Genomic DNA, 19865 nt, shown 5'->3' on the forward strand with positions numbered 1-19865 from the left:
CAAAAAACATCCAGACAAGAGTCTGGATGTTTCTCTTATTTCACAAACCCAAGCAGCATTTCACGGATGATTTTGCTGGCTGTGTTTGCCGTTTGTTCTGAGTGGTCGTACACCGGTGCGACTTCCACTAAGTCAGCGCCCTTCACATGTACCTCTGAGCGCGCGATTTCATGCACGGATGCAAGCAGTTCTTTAGACGTGATGCCGCCGGCGTCAACAGTTCCTGTTCCCGGTGCGTGCGCAGGGTCTAATACATCAATGTCGATTGTGACATATACCGGACGGCCTGCCAGCTTCGGAAGTACCTCTTTCAGCGGTTCAAGCACTTCAAACTTAGAGATGTGCATGCCGTTTTCCTTTGCCCATTCGAACTCTTCTTTCATGCCGGAACGAATTCCGAATGAATACACATTTTGCGGTCCGATCAATTCTGCCGCTTTGCGGATCGGCGTGGAGTGAGAAAGCGGTTCTCCCTCATAATCAACGCGAAGATCTGTATGTGCGTCAAAATGGATAATCGCCAGGTCTGGGTATTTCTTGTACATCGCTTTAATGACAGGCCATGACACGAGGTGCTCCCCGCCCATGCCCATTGGGAATTTCCCTTTTTCTAAAATGCTGTCCACATATTCTTCAATCATATCAAGACTTTTTTGCGGGTTGCCGAATGGCAGCGGAATGTCGCCGGCGTCAAAGAAGTTCAGGTCCGCCAGATCACGGTCCAGATACGGGCTGTATTCTTCAAGGCCGATTGACACTTCGCGGATTCTTCCCGGGCCGAAGCGTGATCCCGGACGATAGCTCACTGTCCAATCCATCGGCATGCCATAAAGGATGGCGTCCGCCTCTTCCCACTCTGGACGGCTCGCGATAAATACTTTTCCTGAATAAGCTTCATCAAATCTCATCTATAAAAACCCTCGCTTTCCTGTAAAAAAGCGCAAGATTCGCTCCTGCGCCATACATTCATTATTTAATCAGGTCACTCACAAATTTTGGCAGAACAAACGCCGCTTTATGAAGATCTTTTGTGTAATATTTCGTGTCAATGTCAAAGAAACGGCTGTCTTCCACTGCAAGCGGATCATATTTTTTCGAACCGATTGTAAATGTCCACAAACCGCTTGGGTATGTCGGAATGTTCGCCGTATACAGCTTCGTAATCGGGAAGATTTCCTTCACGTCACGCTGTACATTTGTGATTAATTCCGGTGTGAACCATGGGTTGTCCGTCTGAGCGACGAAAATGCCGTCTTCTTTCAGCGCCTTCGCGATTCCGGCATAGAACCCTTTTGTAAACAGGTTAACAGCAGGTCCGACTGGTTCAGTTGAATCTACCATAATGACGTCATATTGATTTTCAGATTTCGCAATGTGCATAAATCCGTCATCCACTTGCACGTCAACACGCGGATCGTCAAGTTTTCCTGCAATAGAAGGAAGAAACTTTTTAGAGTATTCGATGACCTTGCCGTCAATATCAACAAGTGTCGCTTTTTTCACGCTCGGATGCTTCAGAATCTCTCTGATGACGCCGCCGTCACCGCCGCCGACAACCAGCACATGCTCAGGATTCGGGTGCGTAAACAATGGCACATGCGCCACCATTTCGTGATAAACGAATTCGTCTTTTTCTGACGTCATGACCATACCGTCCAAAAACAGCATGTTGCCGAACTCTTCTGTTTCCACCATTTCTAAATGCTGAAACTCAGTTTGTTCTGTATGTAATGTTTGATTAACCTTCAATGTAATGCCAAAGTTTTTCGTCTGCTTCTCTGTGTACCAAAGTTCGCTCAATTGTCATCTCCCTTTCAAGGCTGTATTTCATTTATTGTAAGCGTCTTTTCAGCTTTTATTCCCGGTTGAAATCGCATTTTCACCTAAGGAAAAAGTATAGAGGATGGCGGGGAAAAAGTAAAGATGCGTCCTGTATGCGATGTTTAAAAACAATCTTTTTTTCTCATAATAGTAGAAACATAAAAAAAAGGGGGAACCATTGTGGATGCAATGACAAATAAACGGCTGAGACTGACGCTCAAAACCGTTCGCGCCTTTATCTTTCTTGGGGCTTTCGCGTGCTTAGCGGCAGCTGCTGTGTTTATGACTGTCATTTTGATAGCTAAATACCAGGGCGCTCCCTCGGTTCAAGTGCCGCAATCCACGATTTTATTTGCAAGTGACGGCTCTAAACTCGGGGAGACGAACTATGGCGAAAAACGCTATTGGGTCCCCTTAAAGGACATGAATCCGACGATTGTAAAAGCGACGGTGGCAATTGAAGACCAGAACTTCTATGATCACCATGGCTTTGATTATAAACGCATGGCCGGTGCGGCGCTGGCCGACTTAAAAGCGCTGGCCAAGGTTCAGGGCGCCAGCACCATCACTCAGCAATACGCGAGAAACCTGTATCTTGAACACGACAAAACGTGGAAACGCAAATGGAATGAAGCGTTCTATACAATCCGTCTGGAACAAAACTATTCTAAGGACGAGATATTAGAAGGCTATTTAAATACGATTTACTACGGACACGGCGCCTATGGCATTGAAGCCGCATCCCGCCTCTATTTCGGCAAGCATGCCAAAAACCTGACAGATGCGGAGGCGGCGCTTTTGGCCGGTATTCCGAAAGGACCTTCCGGCTATTCGCCTTATGTCAATGAAACAAAGGCTAAGGATCGCCAAAAAACAATTGTGCGGATGATGGAAAAGCAGCGGATGATCAGCCGCAAAAAAGCGGACGAGCTGATCAAAGAGCCTCTTTCCTATCAGCCGTTGAATAAACACGCCATCAGCAGAAAAGCGCCTTATTTCTATGATAATGCGATGAGAGATTTGGAAAAAAAACTCGGCATGACGCGGGAGCAAATTGAAACGAGCGGGTTAAATGTGTATACAACCGTAAATAAACGGCTTCAGCGCATTGCCGAGGAAACCATTACCGAAACGGTTAACGCCGGGTCTGACATTCAAGTCGGATTTTCAGCCATTGATCCACGCACAGGACATGTTCTCGCTCAAGTCGGCGGCAGAGATTATCAAAAAAGCCCATTTGACAGGACGACACAGGCGAAACGCCAGCCCGCTTCGACAATCAAACCGTTACTGTATTATAAAGCGATCCAGAGCGGGTTTACGCCAGTGACACTGATGAAAAGCGAAGAAACCGAGTTTCAAATAGACGCAAAGGGAGAAACCTATTCTCCAAGCAACTATAACGGTTATTACGCAAATAAACCGATTACGCTTCTTCAGGCGCTGGCGCTGTCTGACAACATTTACGCTGTGAAGACCCATCTCTTTCTCGGGATGAACAAGCTCGTTCAGGCGGCAAAGGAATTTGGCATCACCGCGCAGCTCCAAGCGCTGCCATCCTTGGCCCTCGGCACGGAACCGGTGCGCCCGATTGAGATGGTCAATGCTTACGCTATGCTTGCAAATGGCGGGAAGCAAATTGAACCAACCTTTATCACGAGGGTAACTGATGCGGCCGGCCATGTACTGTACGAAAGCCCGAATCAGCATAAACAAGTGCTTGATGAAAAAGCTGCCTTTGTGACCGCTAACATGATGACAGGCATGTTTGATACCGATTTAAACGGCTATACATCCGTGACAGGACGGACAATCACGGACCGCCTGACTAGAACCTATGCGGGAAAATCAGGCACAACAAGCGCGGACAGCTGGATGATCGGCTTCAATCCGAAGCTGGCTGCGGGTGTGTGGACGGGCTATGACAAAAACAGCACCATCGACTCAGTCGAAGAAAAAAACTATGCCAAAACCATTTGGGCGGAGTTTATGGAGGATGCGCTCAAAGGAGAACCCGAAACAGCCTTTAAACCGCCAAAAGGCGTGACCGGCGTCTACATCGATCCGGCAACAGGCTACTCCTCCGGCCCCGGCTGCGCAGCCAAGCATTACACGTATTTTGTGAAAGGCACAGAGCCAGCGAATGTGTGCTACGGTTCAGAGCCTGTCAAACAAACAAAAGACCAGCATCCAGTCAAGGAAAAGCCCGCCTCCCCGAAAAAGTGGTGGGACAAATGGCTGGGACGGAATCAATAAAAAATAACCCGGCTGCTTAAATGCCGGGTTATTTAATATGGTTCTTCGATTATCCATGGGAGCAGCGTCACGCAGTCAAGCTGGAGAACCGGTTTCGGGAATCCTTCGGGGATAAAGTGGTCATCTCTCGGCACTTCAAATGATATATACCAGTTACGGTCCGGATCCCATTCTTTTTTCCCTTCTATAATACGTCCGACAACAAAATAGCTGGCCACATAAAGATGACGGTCACCCTCCTGTCCAAATTCATTAATATCGGTACAAACAGACGGCTGAAGACCAAAATCCTCAAACATTTGCGCCTTCTCACGCGGCAGTGTTTTCATTACTTCCCGGTCATTTTCACAAAGAAGACATTCGCACATATCCTCAATATCTTTTGCATACTGCCTTCTCGTTTCCTCCACGTCCGCTTCAATGTCCCAATCACCAATCCTCATGGTTTGAAACATGATATCTCTCTCCTATCTGCCAAAAAAAAATGAAAAACCCCGAGTCTTGGTTCGGCTCGGGATTTTCCATGTCCTATTTCTGTATCACCAGTTTACTCAATGTTCACAGAAAATAATTCAAATTTTCTAAAAGTTCACAGAAAGTTCACAAATTAATTTTCTTCTGGAAGCAGTCCTTTTTTCAATTCATCAGAAGAGCGTTCCCACAGGCCTTGGTCATGGTTTTTCAGAAATTCGCCAAGCACTCGCTTCGAGCTGTCATCCATTTGATCAATGATAATGTTCCGTTTCATCGATTTATCCATCAGATTCACATGCTCCGGCAGCGATTTGTAGCCTCTTCTGATGCTTCTGTCGACCGTCATTTCACAGGCTGTTACCCCTGCGTAATAAGGGCCCTCTTCTCTTCTGTCAATCGTCACCCATACCAGCCAGTATGGTTTGCCGTTTGGAACTTCTTCTTTATTAGGCAGAAATTTAATTCCTTTTTCAACGACGCTGCGGGCGTGCATCGCGCCGATGTCAACGAACGCTTCTTTTTCCTCTACATCGACGAATACAGGGGAAATGTTATCAAGGCTGAGTGCCCCTACGCCAAATCCGCCGTGTCCGTCTGTCGGATCACTTTTGATAATATTAAACCCGATTGATTTTTTCTTTTTTTCTTCCATGAGTTCTACCTCCTACAAAAGCGGTTGAAATATCGCTGAAAACAGCTGTAAAATCCGATCTCTTCCGGCATTTAGCAGCGGCCAAAGCACGTAGGATCCGAGCGGTGTCACAAACAGTACCAAAAAGACGATAAAGCCGTAGCTTTCCGCTTGCGTCATCTTGGCACGCGCCCCCGGCGGGACGAGATCTTCAATAATACGATAGCCATCGAGCGGCGGCAGCGGCAGCAGATTAAATAAAAACAGAACGAGGTTCAGCTGTATCCAGATTGAAAAGAACTGATCCAGTCCTGTACTGAATGCCGCAAGCAATTCCATTCCGTAAGCATGCATCAACACTAACAAAGAGAAACCGATAAACGCAAGAATCAGGTTACTGATCGGCCCGGCAATGGATACGAGTACGCCGGCCAAACGAGGTTTCTTAAAGAAACGGCGATTGACGGGAACAGGGCGAGCCCATCCAAAGCCGGCCACCAGGATCAAAATGGTTCCGAACGGATCAAGGTGTTTGATAGGATTCAGCGTCAGTCTTCCTTCTCTTTTCGCCGTATTGTCACCAAATTTATATGCGACATAGGCGTGAGCGAGCTCATGCATTGTAAACGAAACAATTAAAGTAATGACCAAATATGGCATTAGAGACAACGGATAATATAAAAAACGGTCCAAGTGAAATGATCCCTCTTTCTGAAAATGCAAGAATTTACTTTATTCAGTATACTATAAGAAGCCTCTTTTCCTAAAGAGAGGAAAACGATATAAAGGAGGATTCACACCTATGCCATACGTAACCGTCAAAATGCTTGAAGGCCGTACAGACGAGCAGAAACGCAATCTAGTTGAGAAAGTAACAGAAGCCGTGAAAGAAACGACCGGTGCCTCTGAAGAAAAAATTGTTGTCTTTATAGAAGAAATGAGAAAAGACCATTACGCGGTCGCAGGCAAACGCCTCAGCGATATGGAATAATCTTTTATAAAGCCGGCGCTTCGCAAGCCGGCTTTTTCATCTCTATTTCGTCATTTTTTCAATAATGGCTAAAAACGATGCCTTCTCTTCGGCAGTTAAACGTTCAAACATGCCGTCAATCAGCTGCTGGCGGTTTTGGATCATTTGAAGAGCCGCTGCCTGCCCCGATTCAGAAAGCGTAATCCATACGGTGCGGCGGTCATTGTTATTTCTGGATCTCTCAATAAACCCTTCCTGCTCTAAGTGGTTCAGAGCGGTTGTGGTGGCAGAGGGAGACAGTGTGACCTCCTTCAGAATATCCTTTATGGTGCAGCTCCCATGTCTGTATATGATCCGCAGAATAAATCCTCTTACATTATTCACGTGTTTTGGAACGGTGGCTTCATCTAATTGCTTCGTGCTTTTCAAATATTTTGTAAGTGCGTGATCCAGCAAATTTGCTTCCAGTTTGTCATGGTCCATGTAGATTTCCCCATTTCGAGATGCATTCATAACATACGAACGATATGATTTACTTATTATTTTACTGATACCAGACAGGGAAAGTCAAAAAAGCAAACAGCGAATTCGCAACTTTTCTCCTACATGCTTCGATTTTTCACCTGTTTGACAATATTCTCTTTAAATACCTGAAAAGGAACTTGTTCACTCTTCTGATGTCCGAACTGACGGACGTTTACCGCCTTTTCATTCACTTCCTGATCCCCAAGCACCAGCATGTACGGGATTTTCTGCATCTGTGATTCTCTGATTTTGTAGCCAAGCTTTTCATTGCGTTCATCAATATTGGCCCTTATCCCGAGCCGCTTTAGCTCACTCTGCACTTTTTTGCAGTAGTCCATATGAACGTGAGAAACCGGTATAATTTGGACCTGCGTCGGCGCAAGCCAGACTGGGAAAGCTCCGCCAAAATGCTCGATCAAAATGCCGAAGAAACGGTCAATTGAGCCGAATACCGCCCTGTGAATGACGACGGGACGAACCTTTTCATTGTGCTCATTTATATATGTTAAATCGAATTTTTCAGGCATTTGAAAATCAAGCTGGATTGTGGCGCATTGGTGGCTCCGTTTCAGAGCGTCTTTAATATGAAAATCGATTTTCGCTCCGTAAAACGCTCCATCCCCTGCGTTTACTTCATAAGGAAGACCCAGGTCCTCCAGGACGTGTTTCAAGGCGTTTTCAGACATTTCCCACACGCTGTCTTCACCTGATGAATCCTCAGGGCGAGTGGAAAGTTCAACCGTATACTCGAAACCGAATGTGCGGTATACCTCGTCAATCAGCCGAATGGCTTCTTTGATTTCACTCTCGATTTGATCTTCCCGAACAAAGATATGTGCGTCATCCTGGCAGAACGTCCGGACGCGGAGCATTCCGTTTAGAGCACCGCTGTATTCATGGCGGTGCACCTGGCCGAACTCCGCCATACGAATCGGCAGATCCCGATAAGAGTACAGGCTGTTTTTAAAGATGAGCATATGGCCAGGGCAATTCATTGGCTTCATTGCAAATGCAGTATCATCTACTTCTGAAAAATACATATTGTCGCGATAGTGGTCCCAGTGCCCCGACTGCTCCCATAACCGCTGATTCATCATAAACGGCGTACGCACCTCGGCGTAGCCGGCATTTGTTTGCAGCTCACGCGAAAAGCGTTCCAGCTCATTGCGGACAATCTGCCCTTTTGGCAAATAAAACGGCATTCCCGGCGCTTCTTCCGAGAACATAAACAGCTCTAATTGTTTTCCCAGCTTGCGGTGATCCCGTTTCGCTGCTTCTTCCAGCATATGCAGATGCGCCTCAAGATCTTTTTTCTTTTGAAACGCAACACCGTACACCCGCTGAAGGACTTCATTTTGGCTGTCTCCTCGCCAATAAGCACCTGACACCCGTGTTAATTTGAACGCCTTGATCATTCCTGTTGAAGGAAGATGCGGCCCGCGGCACAGGTCAACAAATTCTCCCTGCTGATACAGCGTAATGTTCTCGCCGCGCGGAATGTCTTTCAAAATTTCCAGCTTAAACGGCTCGCCTTTTTCTGCAAAAAGCGCTTCAGCCTCCTCGTAAGAAACCTCTACTCGCTTGATATTCATATTTTCGTTTATAATATGCTTCATCTCTTTTTCGATGGCCTCTACATCTCCGGAAGTCAGACTCCGATCAAGCTTCATATCATAATAAAATCCGTCTTCAATGACAGGCCCTATTCCCAAGGACACTTCGCCGTACAGCCGTTTCACTGCCTGAGCCAGCACATGCGCTGATGTATGGCGAAGCACCTGTAAGCCTTCTGGAGAATCCAGTGTGATAATTGAAAGCTCAGCATCTTCCTCCAGCTTAAAGCTGACATCAACGAGCCGGTCATTAACCTGTCCCGCTGCTGCTTTCTTTTCCAGACTGGAGCTGATGGACGCAGCCGCCTCTTTGACTGTAGTGCCTTTCGGATATTCCTTTACCTGTCCGTCCGGAAGCTGAATACTCACATGTTTACTCATTTCAAACACTCCTTATTAATTATTGTATATAAAAAAACACACCCGTCCCTCTGTAAGGGACGAGTGTGTAATTAACCCGTGGTTCCACCCAAGTTCCCAACGAACATTTATGTTCATCGGCTCGGTGCTATAACGCAGCATCAACGGCATTGGATACTGATTGTTCCCCAATGCTGCTCCAAGGCGGTAAATGATATCCCTAAGCTGGGAAGCTCGCACCTTTCCTTCCCTCTCTGAAAACCGTAAATATCATTCATGTCCTTTTCATCGCATTTCTATATTTATATAAAAAAACACACCCGTCCCTCTGTAAGGGACGAGTGTGTGATTAAACCCGTGGTTCCACCCAAGTTCCCAACGAACGTTCATGTTCATCGGCTCGGTGCTGTAACGCAGCATAAACGGCATTGGATACTGACTGTTCCCCAACGCTGCTCCAAGGCGGTAAATGATATTCCTAAGCTGGGAAGCTCGCACCTTTTCTTCCCTCTCTGAAAACCGTAAATATCATTCATGTCCTTTTCATCGCATTTATTGACTCATATAAAAAAACACATCCATCCCTCGCAAGGGACGAATGTGTTAATATTCGTGGTTCCACCCAAATTCCCAACAAACATACATGTTCGTCGGCTCGGTGCTGTAACGCAGCATGACGGTATCAGATACTTGATTTCCCCGATACGGCTCAAAGGCGGTAAGCTGCTTTCTCTGCGTTAGGAAGATTTCAGCTGGTCCTTCCCTCTCTAGAAACCGTAAAAAGCATCTCATGTCCTTATCAGTGCCTGTTTCAATAATTTCATATATCTTACTATAAATTCCTTGAAAAGACAATGGATGATTTTAAGATGATGCAGAAGCTGACGTTTCTTTATGAAAAGTCAGAAACCGCCACACAAGGAATGCGGCAAGACTGTATGCGGCGCCCATCATCAAAAACGTAAATCCAGCTCCGGCGTACCAAGTGGCGGACAGATGAATGACCATTCCGGAAACCGCCACGCCAACCAATGCCCCGATTTGCCGGTTGGCATTTAAAGCTGCTCCTGCGATATTTGCATGCTCCTGTCCCGCAGTCTTCATAATCACAGCCGTCATGGCAGGAACCGTAATGCCAACACCAAGATTCATGGCAGATGTCAGAACCGCAAGCTGCCAGTAAGGCAAATCCGGAGAAACCATGACAAATAACAGCAAAGCCATGATGCAGCTGACAGCCATTGAAACAAACATAAGAAGCCCCGCTTCAAAACGGTTCGCCAGCCGGGCAAACAGCAGATTTCCGACCACAAAGACAGCCATCATCGGCAATAGTTCGACTCCCGCTAAAAAGGAACTTGCGCCTCTCGCTTCCTGCAAAAATAGACTGAGCATAAACATGCCGCCGAAAAGAGCAAAATTCAGCAAAAACCCAACGAACTGCGTTGCCGAGAATCGTCCGTTTTTATATAATGACGCAGGCAGAATAGATGTTGCCGAAAAAATCTCTCTCAGAATAAAAAGCACAAACGCCAAAACGGCCGCTGCGAAAGCACCGAGAATGGAAGGCGAACTCCAGCCTATTGAAGCGCCCTGTATCAGCGCAAATGAAAGAAATCCGAGAGCCGCCATTCCAAGCAGATGCCCTGTGATATTCACCCGGCTGCCTTTTCCCGGGAAACTGCTGAGCGTTCGATAGGCACAAATAAGCGCCGCAACCCCTAACGGCACATTGATCAGAAAAATACTCTGCCACCCTGCCGCATTCACCAGAACACCGCCGATAAAAGGCCCCAGTCCGGAGGCGGCGGAGACGAGAGCGGCCCACAAGCCAAACATTTTGGCCCGCACCCGTTCATCAGGGTAAGAGGCAGCCAAAAGGCTGAGTGAACTCGGCATAAACAAAGCCGCGCCAAGTCCCTGCAATAGACGGCCTGCGATCAGCATTTGGCCATTTGCTGCTACAGCGCATAGACAAGAGGCAAGAACAAAAACGGCCAAACCCAGTATATAAATCGTCTTTGAGCCGTAACGATCAGCCATCGCGCCGCCGGCAAGCAGAAGCGAAGCAAATGTAAGCATGTACCCGTCTACAACCCACGTCACACCTGAAAGTGAAAGGGAAAGAGCGTTTTTCATATCAGCAATAGCAACATTCACCACAGTCACATCAAGCGTAGCCATGAGAAAACCGAGAGCGAGCACGATTAACACTGAGATGCCTGTTGATCCTGATTGATGTAAAGGCCCGCTGTTTTTCATTGCCATTGCCCTTTCAGCTGATGATGTACCCAATCATCGATTTTTTTGAGGTCATAAAGCTCCCCGATTCTGTTCATGACACCCTGCAAGGTTTCTTCCTTCATGAGCGAAGCCCATTTATGCTCAATCTCCCCCATTACCGTTTCCAGCACACAGGGATCTCCGCTCTCAAATACCGATGGCAAAAGACCTTTCCCTTGATACATGGAACCTCTTCCTTCAACAGCTTGATAGACATCATAGAGGGTAATCTCCGTCAAAGGCTTCGTTATCGTAAAGCCACCCTTCGTTCCTGGTATAGATTCTGCCAAACCAGCCTGCACCAAAGTTCTCATCAGCTTTTTCAGATAAGACGGAGACATGTGCAAGCGCTGGCTGATCGCCTCTGATGTTAAAGAGGCCTGCACGGGCAGCCGTGACAGTAACAGCAGTACAGAAACTCCCTGCTCCATTCCCGATTTCATTTTCATTATGCTCACTCCTGGTTCATTATGGATAACTATTATCCACAATAGATCCATTAGCAGGATTTGTCAATAAAAAAAGCAAAAGAAACGTTTCGTTTCTTTTGCTTGGTATGGTTAACACATCTGCTTCAGCTCTTCTATGTATTGAAGCGCTTCGTCATATTCTTCATTGGTATACTTTTGCTTGCTTTTGATTGTAAATACTTTTTCTTTCTTTTCCTCAGCCTCAAGCCCGTCAAAGTATAGAATCGTGGAGACCAGCTCTAAAAACCGTGATGAACGGCTGTTTACACTGTCAATATAGCGCTTGATATCAGGCATATCAAGATCGGCGTGGTCTAAAAACGCGGAGCCCGTCTCTGTCAGCGAATAACGGTATTGAAAGTAGCCGCCCTTTTTTTCCTTTACCTCATGCAGGAATCCAAGGTTGCACAGCTCTTCAATTTGGAGCGTCAGTTCCTCCGAATACGGCCCGTAAAAATGAAAATCATATTTCTCATAGAAAGGAAACTGCATTTTCTTCGCAATATAAATCATTTTTTGCAGCTTCTTTCGCCCGATGATTTCTCCAGAATCCGAGAACACCTTCATCAGTTTTGCATGTTCTTTCAACAAATTCCCGACATCTCCTTTTTCCTTCTTTACCAATTTCTATGTCAGTCCCAGCAGCTGCCGGATTTTCATTTTCGCTTCCGGGTGTTCAGAGCCGTCATAAATCAAGTCCTTCGGATAGTACAGCTTATGATCCGTCCGCCGCTTTCCGGAGATAGATTCCACAATAGCCGACTGTCTGGACAGCTCTTTAATTTGACCGTTTTGCGTCAAGAGATGGATCGGCAAACGCTCCTCTTCCTCTCCTGGACGGTAAAAGTCGTATGGCAGATCTGAAGAAGAATCCACGACCAAATAATAGCTCGGATCGATTCCAGCCTCTTTGAATAATGAGGTCAGCTCAAAATAGGCCGACATCTCTTCATTCGGATTAAATTCAACGTATTGGAACAGCTGGCGGTTAATGAATCTGCGGCACAAATCGGATAAAATCGGGTCTTCTTCATCCTCCCAGGCCTGGAAGTAATACAAAATAATAGATTCATCCAGCTTCAAATAATCCTCCAGCGTCAGTTTCCCTTCAAAAATAGAATAAAAATGAACCGGAGCATGAGTGAACACATAACCTTCATCATGGAGCTGCTTCGCTCTGTGGAGAATCTTCGTTAAAATAACCTCCGCGCTTCTCGTCACTGGGTGGAAATAGACCTGCCAGTACATTTGGTAGCGGCTCATGATATAGTCTTCTACAGCGTGCATTCCGCTTTGTTTAATGACGATCTGATCCTCACGCGGGCGCATTACCCGGAGAATCCGCTCCATGTCAAAATGGCCGTAGCTGACGCCTGTATAGTAAGCGTCGCGCTGCAGATAATCCATGCGGTCCGCGTCAATCTGACTCGAAATCAGGCTGACCACTTGTTTGTTTTTATATGTTTTGGCAATGACTTCAGCAACATCCTGCGGGAAACGCGGGCTCACCTTTCTGAGCACCTGGTTAACCTCTGTGTCTCCCAAAATGATATCTCTTGTAAAATCTTCGTGGTCAAGATGAAAGACTTTCTCAAATGAATGCGAGAACGGCCCGTGCCCGAGATCATGAAGCAGCGCCGCGGACAAACAGAGTTCGCGCTCACTGTCATCCCATTCAGGACGGCCTTTAAAGACATCATCAACCATTCTCCTGACAATTTCGTAGACACCGAGAGAATGGTTGAACCGGCTGTGCTCAGCGCCATGGAAGGTCAAATACGTCGTGCCGAGCTGCTTAATTCTGCGGAGACGCTGAAATTCGCGGGTTCCGATCAGATCCCATATCAGCTTGTCCCGTACATGAACATAGCGGTGCACCGGATCTTTAAACACTTTTTCTTCTGATAATTTTCCATTTGGATACGCCATCGTCATTCCCTCTTTTTTTTAGCCGTGTTTCTATTATATCGACTCTATTCTTTGAAAACATCCTTGAATTTGTCCGGCGATTTGTTCCATCTTTCCGAAAAACACATCATGTGAAGCAAAAAAGCCTGACCAGAGGGCCGAGGCTATGAAAAAATATGTTTTACTTTTTTAATTTCTTTTTTACTTTGTCAATCAGCTCATCCTCTGTCGGAGCTGACAGCGGGCGATTGTTCACAAAAGCAAACGATTTTTTCCGTCCGGGCCCGCAATAAGATTGACACCCTATCTCAACCTTTGCATCCGGGTCTACTTCTTTTAACCGCGGCAGCAATGTTTTGATATTAGTGGCTTGGCAATCATCACACACTCGAAATTCATTAGCCATGACGTACGCTTCCCTTCATTTCTATGTTCATCTATGTTTTAAACCTAAAATCGCTTTATCAAAAAAATCACATCGCTCTTCATTGTACAAGGATTCGACTGTTCCTGCAAGCCGCTCCAGCCTCCGTATCTCCTATTCTTTCAGCCAACTTGTATAAATATTTTCCATTCTGGACATTCTAATATCATGAAAAGAAAAATGGGAGTTGAGATAAATGACAAAACAGCGACAGGACGCTTGGTCAGAAGAAAATGATTTGCTTTTAGCCGAAACTGTGCTTCGGCATGTAAGAGAAGGCAGCACTCAGCTGAATGCCTTTGAAGAGGTCGGCGATAAATTAAATCGGACATCCGCAGCCTGCGGATTCAGATGGAACGCGGTAGTGCGCCATCAATATGAAAAAGCGCTTCAGCTTGCAAAAAAGCAGCGAAAACAGCGCATGAGAGCTCTCGGAAACGGGCAGCCTGCGAAGAAAAGACTGTTATATCAGCCTCCTGCTGTTGATCCTGAAACAATTCAAGAAACTGCAGTGCAGGAGGAGCAGGTAAAGCCTGAAACCCCGACTGCCGAAAATGAGAAGCAGGTTTTGATGTCAGGCGAGCACATGCCTTTTGTGGATGAAAGCTTTAAGGAAGAGTTAGCTAGTCTATCACACTTATTGTCTCCTCAAACGTCTGCGCCTGATATGACGATGGGTGATGTCATCAGATTCCTGCAGAATTACGAAGGCAATCATGAGCAATCCTCAGCTTTAAAAATGGAAAATGAGCGTTTAAAGAAAGAAAATCAAGAATTACAAAGCAAAATAGAACAGCTGGAAGCAGACGTTCAAAAACTTGAAAAAGATCAAAAAACGATCCAGGAAGATTATGAAACCTTGGTAAAAATCATGAATAGAGCAAGAAAACTAGTTTTATTTGAAGAAGACGAACATGCCTCTCCGTCCTTCAAAATGGACCGGAACGGAAATTTAGAAAAAATGGCGGAATAGCTTAAAAAAATCCCAAGACGATGTCATGTTTTGGGATTTTGCCATAAAAAAATCCCCTTTTCCTTTTGGAAAAGAGGATTTTCTGTTTTTGCGGCGGCTCCGTTAGTCTTGTAAAATGAGCACAAGCTTATGCTAATCTATTAAGACACATGAGCCGCATCAGCTGTCTTTTGCTTGCGAGGCGCTCCTGAAATGACCAGAAGCCCTAACATCATCAGCACGATGCCGAGCCATGAGGAAAGAGAAAGCATTTCACCTATGAAAAACACGCCCAGCAATGAGGCGGTCAGCGGCTCAGCCAAGGACAGTGTAACTGCTGCCGAAGCCGGAACCCCGGTGAGCCCTTTTGCAAACAAAAAGTAGGCCGCGCATGTCGCAATTAACCCGATGTAAAGGCTCGTTCCCCATCCTTTTGGGGTCAGCATCCAAGAGAGATCCGACTGCCACAGTAGCGGCGTCAGCAATATGGCGCTGAGCATGAAGACAACAGCTGAGGTCGCTCTCGGCGGCTGTGTTTTCATCATTGATTTACTGATCAAGGTATAACCCGCAAAAGAAGCACCCGCTCCAATCGCCATGAGAACCCCTGACACATCAACCCGAACATTGGAGCCGTCTGAAAACAGGAGCCAGCATCCCGCCAAAGCAAATACAGTTGCAATCCACCAGGAATTTCGCGGCCGTTTTTTTAAAACGGCCCACTCTAAGCTCCCGGCAATAATAGGCGCACTGCCGATGGCAATCACTGTCCCGACCGCAATCCCTGTTTCTTTTACAGCGGTGAAAAAAAGCGGCTGATAACAGGCCATACAAATCGCTGCTAAAAACACGGGCGGCCATGACCAATTTTTTACGTGAAGCTCACGGCTGATCCAGACCACAAGAAGCATGGCGCTGCCTCCTATCAATAATCTGACCGCTCCAAATGCCAGCGGAGTGGCGCTTTCTGGAGCCAGCGCCTGAACGGTGCCGGTTGTTCCCCAGAAAAAAGCCGCGACCAGCACAAACAAGCTGTAAACATTACCTTTCATTTGCCTCTCCCCTTTGTATGCAGATGCTGCTGTTATTTTATCTCTTTTTTTGCTGTAATTGTTTTCTGTTTATAAGAAAGATTTATCTAAAGACAAGATGATAACGAAAAAAAAGCATGCCAGCCGTATCGGCTGACATGCAAGTGACGTTTATCCAAACACCTTTTCATTCCGTTCTGTCATCCGGACAAGGTTTTTCTCAAATTCCAATTCCTCGTCAATGGACAGTCCGGCTGAGTAGAGGTGAGTGCTTAACGCTTTTAATTCCGTAAGCAAAGCGAGCATTAAATCCTGTACGGAGATATCGGTATGCAGAAGTTCACTTAACGATGCCATGGTTTCCGGATGTATATCCGGGTAGATGCCTTTTTTGTCGTTCTGTTTATCCTTCAGGGCGGCTTGATAGAATCGTCTGATCAGATCCGCCCTCTCGCTGCCGCTTTTATCTGCACAGAGATAAATTTGAACGGCTGCCCCGCCGCGAAGACGTCGTTGAGAAATGCCGGCGAACTTTTTGCCGTCAATGCTGAGATCATAGCTGCCTGGACAATAGGAGCCCTCAATTTCATAGGCTTCAATCTCTGCACCATACGGCTTGAGCATCCGTTTCATCAGTTCAACCATTGCTTCGTATCCTCTGTCTATATCGATGCCCTTCTTTTGGTCCTCGAATATGAGAGAAATATTTAAAACGCCTTCATCCAAAACAACAGCCAGACCGCCTGAATTGCGTACGATGACGCGGTATCCCTCATTTTCCAGCAGGGCAATGCCGTCCTGCAAAAACGGGAGGCGCGTATCCTGAATACCGAGGACAATCGTGTCGTGGTGCACCCAAGAGCGTGCTGTCGCCGGCGACACGCCCTTTCCTACAGACGCGCACAGCGTATCATCCATAGCGAAGGATTGCTTCGCATCAAATAAAGGGCCGAGACTGGATTGGTCAATGACTCTCCATGTCGGCTGCATCAGTAAATCAATCGGTTGGTTTGCCATCTATGTAAAACCCTTTCATGTTAGGCTTATGAACGAAAACTATTATATCATTTCAGCCGTGATGATTGAAAATTGCTTTTCAGCATCGTAATGAAAATTTCTTTATTTTTTGTATTCTCCATGAGAGGAGAATGAATATAAGACAGCTTGCGCTTTAATGAGAAATCTTTAATGTGGAGAATTGAAATGTCGCGGTGAATCAAATCCTTATGCAGCACGCTTCTTGATAAGACCGATAAACCCATGCCGCTGATTACCGCTTCTTTTACACCTTGATTGCTGCTGATGGTGAACATCGACTTTGGCCGCAGTCCGTTCGAGCTCAGCACATGATCGAGATATTCCCTTGTGCCGGAGCCTTTCTCCCTTGTCACCCACGCTTCATTTTGCAAATCGCTGATTGAAATATCTCTTTTTCCGGCAAGCGGATGCTGGTTCGGTGCTGCGATGCACATTTCATCCTCCATGAACGGTTCAATGTCCAGTTCGTTCTCGTCGGTATGCCCTTCAATCAGCCCGATATCAGCCTGAAGCATTCGGACACGTTCGCTTACTTCTTTTGTATTGCCAATCATGACGTCCAGATTCAGCTCAGGATACAGCTTTTGCAGCTGGGCAAGGAGCGGCGGAAGAATATACTCTCCGATTGTAAAGCTGGCGGCTATTTTCAATTCACCTTTTACATAATGATGATGCGCGTAAATTTCAGCCTTGGCCTGCTCGTAGAGAAATACCATTTGCTTTGCCCTTTGATACAGAATGTCCCCTGTCGGTGTTGTCGTAAAATGCTTCGGCGACCGATTCAGCAGTGCTGTTTGAAATTCTTTTTCAAGATTTTTGATATGCAGACTGACGCTGGGCTGGGAAATCATCAGCTTTTCTGCTGCTTTTGTGAAGTTTTTTTCTTCCACCACCGCGATAAAGGTTTTCAGCACGTCGTAATACAAAGGCCCCACCCCTGTCATGAATAAGATTTATGATGATGATCAGTTTTCTTTATTTTACTCATATCATCTGCCCTGGTAAAGAAGGCGCAAAAAAAGCAGCCCTCTGCGAGAGAGCTGCTATCGCTTTTCTTACAGTGCTTGTGCCGCTGTAATTAATGCGAGATTGTAAACATCTTCAGCGTTACAACCTCTTGAAAGATCGTTAACAGGCATATTTAAGCCTTGCAGGATTGGTCCTACAGCTTCAAAGTTGCCTAAACGCTGAGCAATTTTGTAGCCGATGTTTCCTGCTTCCAAGCTTGGGAATACGAATACGTTCGCGTCTCCTTTGATCTCGGAGTCCGGCGCTTTTTTCTCAGCTACAGATGGAACGAATGCAGCATCAAATTGGAATTCGCCGTCAAGCGTTAATTCAGGCGCTTTTTCTTTCGCGATTTTCACAGCATCCGCTACTTTTTCTGTTTCATCAGATTTTGCTGAGCCTTTTGTAGAGAAGCTGAGCATTGCTACGCGAGGATCGATGTCGAACATTTTTGCCGTATTGGCGCTTTCGATCGCGATTTCCGCAAGATCTTGGCTGTCAGGCGCAATGTTGATCGCGCAATCCGCGAATACGTACTGCTCATCGCCGCGTGCCATGATGAAGACGCCGGAAGTCTTTTTCACGCCTTCTTTTGTTTTGATGATTTGAAGAGCCGGACGGACAGTGTCGGCAGTTGAATGAGCCGCTCCGCTCACAAGACCGGCAGCCAGGCCTTTGTACACAAGCATTGTGCCGAAGTAGTTCTCGTCTAAGAGCGCTTTTCGAGCCTGTTCTTCTGTTGCTTTGCCTTTACGGCGTTCCACGAATGCCTGTACAAGATCTTCCATGCCTTCATATGTATGAGGATCATAAATATCAACGCCGTCAAGCGTCACATTCAGTTCTTTTGCTTTTGCTTGGATCTCATTTTCATTGCCGATCACAATCGGATTCAGCACTTTATTGTCTGCAAGCTTGCTGACCGCAACTAAAATACGTTCGTCCAAGCCTTCAGGAAATACAATTTTAACGCCTTTTCCAGCTACTTTTTCTTGCACTGTTGAAAATAAATCTGCCACAATAAAACCTCCTCAAAAAGTTACAAAAACGCTTTCTTTTACTAGCATACTCTTCTTCCAGTGAAATTCAAACAGCCAACTTTTATTATAGCGCTTTCATCAAAAAATCTTATTTTTCTAACTAATTTAAGCAACTGATTCTTTCCTTATATGTTCTCTTATTTTTGAGGAGATATACGAATCGGATGTTCAAGGTTTCTCCACAGTAGAATCGGATAAACTATGATATAGTGAAGGCAATAACGAAAAGATAATAGGAGTGAAGATAAATGAGTGAACAGCAAATGACAAATGAAGCGGCAAAAACGCTGGACGGCTGGTATGCGCTTCATGATTTCCGCACAATGGACTGGACTTCCTGGAAGCTCCTGTCCAGTGATGAGCGCCAGTCTATCATTCATGAATTTACAGGATTGCTTGAAAAATGGGGAGTCGCCCAAAAAGAAGGGAAAGGCTCGCAAACCCTTTACAGCATCGTCGGCCAAAAAGCTGATTTTATGCTGATGATTCTTCGCCCTACAATGGAAGAATTAAATGAAATAGAGCTCGAATTCAACAAATCAAGACTTGCTGAGTTCACCATTCCGGCTTACTCCTACGTGTCAGTTGTTGAACTGAGCAACTATTTGGCGAGCGGCGACGGCGACCCGTATGAAAATCCGCATGTACGTGCGCGCCTTTACCCTGAACTGCCGGAATCAAAATATGTATGCTTCTATCCAATGGATAAAAGAAGATCCGGCAATGACAACTGGTACATGCTTTCTATGGAAGAACGAAGAAACTTAATGAGAAGCCACGGCTTAATCGGACGCAGCTATGCTGGCAAGGTGAAACAGATCATCACAGGTTCAGTCGGCTTTGATGATTACGAATGGGGCGTTACGCTGTTCAGTGATGATGTGCTACAATTCAAAAAGCTTGTATACGAAATGCGTTTTGACGAAGTCAGCGCGCGCTACGGCGAATTTGGCTCGTTCTTTGTAGGCAACCGCCTTTCGCTTGATACACTTCCTCAATTCCTATATGTATAATATCTCCTCCCGCCGTAGACGGCGGGAGTTTTTCGATTCCTCTTTATC

20 protein-coding genes and 3 other annotated features are annotated in these 19865 nt (G+C 46.0%); of the genes, 4 read left to right on the forward strand and 16 right to left on the reverse strand.

Annotation, left to right across the window (positions count from 1 at the left end):
- Positions 1 to 35 precede the first annotated feature (35 nt).
- A complete protein-coding gene (gene speB, locus HC660_RS19030) occupies positions 36 to 908 on the reverse strand; it encodes an agmatinase (RefSeq protein WP_010332291.1) in 873 nt (290 codons plus the stop codon).
- 61 nt (positions 909 to 969) lie between these two features.
- Complete coding sequence (speE, locus tag HC660_RS19035; protein WP_168749008.1) at positions 970 to 1800, reverse strand: spermidine synthase; 831 nt, start codon at positions 1798 to 1800, stop codon at positions 970 to 972.
- Positions 1801 to 2001: 201 nt separating this feature from the next.
- Here speE and HC660_RS19040 point away from each other — a divergent pair, with 201 nt between their 5' ends.
- Positions 2002 to 4077, forward strand: coding sequence for a transglycosylase domain-containing protein (locus HC660_RS19040; RefSeq protein WP_168749009.1), 2076 nt, complete (start codon positions 2002 to 2004; stop codon positions 4075 to 4077).
- A 32-nt stretch (positions 4078 to 4109) separates the two neighbouring features.
- Here HC660_RS19040 and HC660_RS19045 read toward each other — a convergent pair whose 3' ends face one another.
- From HC660_RS19045 to HC660_RS19055, 3 genes are all read right to left on the reverse strand, one after another.
- Positions 4110 to 4532 (reverse strand): hypothetical protein, encoded by a 423-nt coding sequence (locus HC660_RS19045; protein ID WP_168749010.1) that lies wholly within the window; start codon positions 4530 to 4532, stop codon positions 4110 to 4112.
- Between the two features lie 152 nt (positions 4533 to 4684).
- Positions 4685 to 5203 carry a YwhD family protein gene (locus tag HC660_RS19050; protein ID WP_010332295.1) on the reverse strand — a complete coding sequence of 173 codons (519 nt, stop codon included), beginning with the start codon at positions 5201 to 5203 and terminating at the stop codon, positions 4685 to 4687.
- Positions 5204 to 5215: 12 nt separating this feature from the next.
- Positions 5216 to 5875 carry a site-2 protease family protein gene (locus HC660_RS19055; protein ID WP_010332296.1) on the reverse strand — a complete coding sequence of 220 codons (660 nt, stop codon included), beginning with the start codon at positions 5873 to 5875 and terminating at the stop codon, positions 5216 to 5218.
- 109 nt (positions 5876 to 5984) lie between these two features.
- Here HC660_RS19055 and HC660_RS19060 point away from each other — a divergent pair, with 109 nt between their 5' ends.
- Entirely contained in the window at positions 5985 to 6173 is a 189-nt protein-coding gene (locus HC660_RS19060; RefSeq protein WP_003222038.1) for a 2-hydroxymuconate tautomerase, read from the forward strand.
- A gap of 42 nt (positions 6174 to 6215) precedes the next feature.
- On the opposite strand, the gene HC660_RS19065 is transcribed toward HC660_RS19060, so the two are convergent.
- From HC660_RS19065 to HC660_RS19100, 7 genes are all read right to left on the reverse strand, one after another.
- Positions 6216 to 6635, reverse strand: coding sequence for a MarR family transcriptional regulator (locus tag HC660_RS19065; RefSeq protein WP_010332297.1), 420 nt, complete (start codon positions 6633 to 6635; stop codon positions 6216 to 6218).
- A gap of 119 nt (positions 6636 to 6754) precedes the next feature.
- Positions 6755 to 8671: a threonine--tRNA ligase gene (gene thrS / locus HC660_RS19070; RefSeq protein ID WP_168749011.1), complete on the reverse strand. Its 1917-nt coding sequence runs from the start codon at positions 8669 to 8671 to the stop codon at positions 6755 to 6757.
- A 52-nt stretch (positions 8672 to 8723) separates the two neighbouring features.
- Positions 8724 to 8948, reverse strand: a binding site (T-box leader).
- 32 nt (positions 8949 to 8980) lie between these two features.
- Positions 8981 to 9206 (reverse strand) — a binding site (T-box leader).
- 31 nt (positions 9207 to 9237) lie between these two features.
- Positions 9238 to 9462 (reverse strand) — a binding site (T-box leader).
- Between the two features lie 52 nt (positions 9463 to 9514).
- Complete coding sequence (locus HC660_RS19080) at positions 9515 to 10912, reverse strand: MFS transporter (RefSeq protein ID WP_168749012.1); 1398 nt, start codon at positions 10910 to 10912, stop codon at positions 9515 to 9517.
- Entirely contained in the window at positions 10909 to 11382 is a 474-nt protein-coding gene (locus HC660_RS19085) for an Rrf2 family transcriptional regulator (RefSeq protein WP_168749013.1), read from the reverse strand. Before HC660_RS19085 ends, HC660_RS19080 begins: the two co-directional genes overlap by 4 nt.
- A gap of 111 nt (positions 11383 to 11493) precedes the next feature.
- The gene (locus tag HC660_RS19090) at positions 11494 to 11994 is read right to left on the reverse strand and encodes a YwgA family protein (RefSeq protein WP_168749014.1); all 501 of its coding nucleotides are present in this window, start codon (positions 11992 to 11994) and stop codon (positions 11494 to 11496) included.
- Positions 11995 to 12030: 36 nt separating this feature from the next.
- Entirely contained in the window at positions 12031 to 13332 is a 1302-nt protein-coding gene (locus HC660_RS19095; RefSeq protein WP_168749015.1) for an HD domain-containing protein, read from the reverse strand.
- Positions 13333 to 13492: 160 nt separating this feature from the next.
- The gene (locus HC660_RS19100; RefSeq protein WP_010332302.1) at positions 13493 to 13717 is read right to left on the reverse strand and encodes a YuzB family protein; all 225 of its coding nucleotides are present in this window, start codon (positions 13715 to 13717) and stop codon (positions 13493 to 13495) included.
- A 214-nt stretch (positions 13718 to 13931) separates the two neighbouring features.
- On the opposite strand from HC660_RS19100, the gene zapB reads away from it, so the two are divergent.
- On the forward strand, positions 13932 to 14708 hold the full coding sequence (zapB, locus tag HC660_RS19105) for an RsfA family transcriptional regulator (protein ID WP_168749016.1): 777 nt from the start codon (positions 13932 to 13934) through the stop codon (positions 14706 to 14708).
- Positions 14709 to 14848: 140 nt separating this feature from the next.
- Here zapB and HC660_RS19110 read toward each other — a convergent pair whose 3' ends face one another.
- The 4 genes from HC660_RS19110 to pta all read right to left on the reverse strand — a co-directional run bounded on the left by HC660_RS19110 (position 14849) and on the right by pta (position 18783).
- The gene (locus HC660_RS19110) at positions 14849 to 15739 is read right to left on the reverse strand and encodes a carboxylate/amino acid/amine transporter (protein ID WP_168749017.1); all 891 of its coding nucleotides are present in this window, start codon (positions 15737 to 15739) and stop codon (positions 14849 to 14851) included.
- 150 nt (positions 15740 to 15889) lie between these two features.
- Positions 15890 to 16735 (reverse strand): octanoyl-[GcvH]:protein N-octanoyltransferase, encoded by an 846-nt coding sequence (gene lipL / locus HC660_RS19115; RefSeq protein ID WP_010332305.1) that lies wholly within the window; start codon positions 16733 to 16735, stop codon positions 15890 to 15892.
- Positions 16736 to 16782: 47 nt separating this feature from the next.
- A complete protein-coding gene (cysL, locus tag HC660_RS19120; RefSeq protein ID WP_168749018.1) occupies positions 16783 to 17682 on the reverse strand; it encodes a cysJI operon transcriptional regulator CysL in 900 nt (299 codons plus the stop codon).
- Between the two features lie 129 nt (positions 17683 to 17811).
- Positions 17812 to 18783, reverse strand: a complete 972-nt coding sequence (pta, locus tag HC660_RS19125; RefSeq protein WP_024123241.1) for a phosphate acetyltransferase — start codon at positions 18781 to 18783, stop codon at positions 17812 to 17814.
- Positions 18784 to 19052: 269 nt separating this feature from the next.
- On the opposite strand from pta, the gene hemQ reads away from it, so the two are divergent.
- Complete coding sequence (hemQ, locus tag HC660_RS19130) at positions 19053 to 19817, forward strand: hydrogen peroxide-dependent heme synthase (protein ID WP_003235942.1); 765 nt, start codon at positions 19053 to 19055, stop codon at positions 19815 to 19817.
- Positions 19818 to 19865 lie beyond the last annotated feature (48 nt).

The sequence above is a fragment of the Bacillus mojavensis genome, assembly GCF_012648005.1.
Lineage (GTDB): Bacteria > Bacillota > Bacilli > Bacillales > Bacillaceae > Bacillus > Bacillus mojavensis.

What these genes read in the sequence shown, in the direction of transcription:
- speB (WP_010332291.1), bottom strand. Translation starts at nt 908, where the DNA reads ATGAGATTTGATGAAGCTTATTCAGGAAAAGTATTTATCGCGAGCCGT.
- HC660_RS19045 (WP_168749010.1), bottom strand. Translation starts at nt 4,532, where the DNA reads ATGTTTCAAACCATGAGGATTGGTGATTGGGACATTGAAGCGGACGTG.
- HC660_RS19050 (WP_010332295.1), bottom strand. Translation starts at nt 5,203, where the DNA reads ATGGAAGAAAAAAAGAAAAAATCAATCGGGTTTAATATTATCAAAAGT.
- HC660_RS19060 (WP_003222038.1), top strand. Translation starts at nt 5,985, where the DNA reads ATGCCATACGTAACCGTCAAAATGCTTGAAGGCCGTACAGACGAGCAG.
- HC660_RS19065 (WP_010332297.1), bottom strand. Translation starts at nt 6,635, where the DNA reads ATGGACCATGACAAACTGGAAGCAAATTTGCTGGATCACGCACTTACA.
- thrS (WP_168749011.1), bottom strand. Translation starts at nt 8,671, where the DNA reads ATGAGTAAACATGTGAGTATTCAGCTTCCGGACGGACAGGTAAAGGAA.
- HC660_RS19080 (WP_168749012.1), bottom strand. Translation starts at nt 10,912, where the DNA reads ATGAAAAACAGCGGGCCTTTACATCAATCAGGATCAACAGGCATCTCA.
- HC660_RS19085 (WP_168749013.1), bottom strand. Translation starts at nt 11,382, where the DNA reads ATGAAAATGAAATCGGGAATGGAGCAGGGAGTTTCTGTACTGCTGTTA.
- HC660_RS19095 (WP_168749015.1), bottom strand. Translation starts at nt 13,332, where the DNA reads ATGGCGTATCCAAATGGAAAATTATCAGAAGAAAAAGTGTTTAAAGAT.
- HC660_RS19100 (WP_010332302.1), bottom strand. Translation starts at nt 13,717, where the DNA reads ATGGCTAATGAATTTCGAGTGTGTGATGATTGCCAAGCCACTAATATC.
- zapB (WP_168749016.1), top strand. Translation starts at nt 13,932, where the DNA reads ATGACAAAACAGCGACAGGACGCTTGGTCAGAAGAAAATGATTTGCTT.
- HC660_RS19110 (WP_168749017.1), bottom strand. Translation starts at nt 15,739, where the DNA reads ATGAAAGGTAATGTTTACAGCTTGTTTGTGCTGGTCGCGGCTTTTTTC.
- lipL (WP_010332305.1), bottom strand. Translation starts at nt 16,735, where the DNA reads ATGGCAAACCAACCGATTGATTTACTGATGCAGCCGACATGGAGAGTC.
- hemQ (WP_003235942.1), top strand. Translation starts at nt 19,053, where the DNA reads ATGAGTGAACAGCAAATGACAAATGAAGCGGCAAAAACGCTGGACGGC.